Raw genomic sequence first — 552 nt, 5'->3', positions numbered from 1 at the left:
TGACCTGAGGCGGAATTTTGTGACCAATCAGGCAGTGAGTCTCGCGTCGATATTATCGGAATCCAGCCAGGCTCGACGGACCGTGGCAGGAGGTTGATAGCGATGAGCGCTATGGGGCCGACGCTCGTTGTAAAACTGTCGCCAGCGTTCGATGAGTACCTTGGCCTCGGCCCGGCTGCGGAACCATTCGCGATTCAGCAATTCGTCGCGCAGCTTGCCGTTGAAGCTCTCGACGAATCCGTTTTGCCACGRACTGCCGGGCGCGATGAAGGCCGGGCCGATTGCARCATCTCTCAGCCAGCGCATGACCTTGGCGGCGGTAAATTCGGCACCGTTGTCCGACCGCACAAACGCCGGCTTGCCGTACAGGCGCATCAGTCGCGACAGCGTTAGGATCACATCCTGCGAACGCAGGCTGGCGCCGATCTCGATCGCCAGGCACTCGCGGGTGTATTCATCGATCACGCAAAGCATCTTCAACGCTCGCCCATCCACCAACTGGTCGTGCACAAAGTCGTAGCTCCAGWCCGAATTGGGCTGGGTGGCGCCAGG

Annotated in this window: 1 protein-coding gene; it reads right to left on the bottom strand. The window is 60.3% G+C overall.

Translation table 11 applies throughout. The annotated features are described in order from the left end of the window. Positions 1-27 precede the first annotated feature (27 nt). Positions 28-552: IS3 family transposase (locus tag B7G54_RS37865; protein WP_133059281.1), on the bottom strand; the 525-nt coding region annotated here is incomplete at its 5' end.

This window comes from Burkholderia puraquae, from assembly GCF_002099195.1.
GTDB lineage: Bacteria > Pseudomonadota > Gammaproteobacteria > Burkholderiales > Burkholderiaceae > Burkholderia > Burkholderia puraquae.
This window is presented reverse-complemented; position numbering and strand designations above follow the sequence as displayed.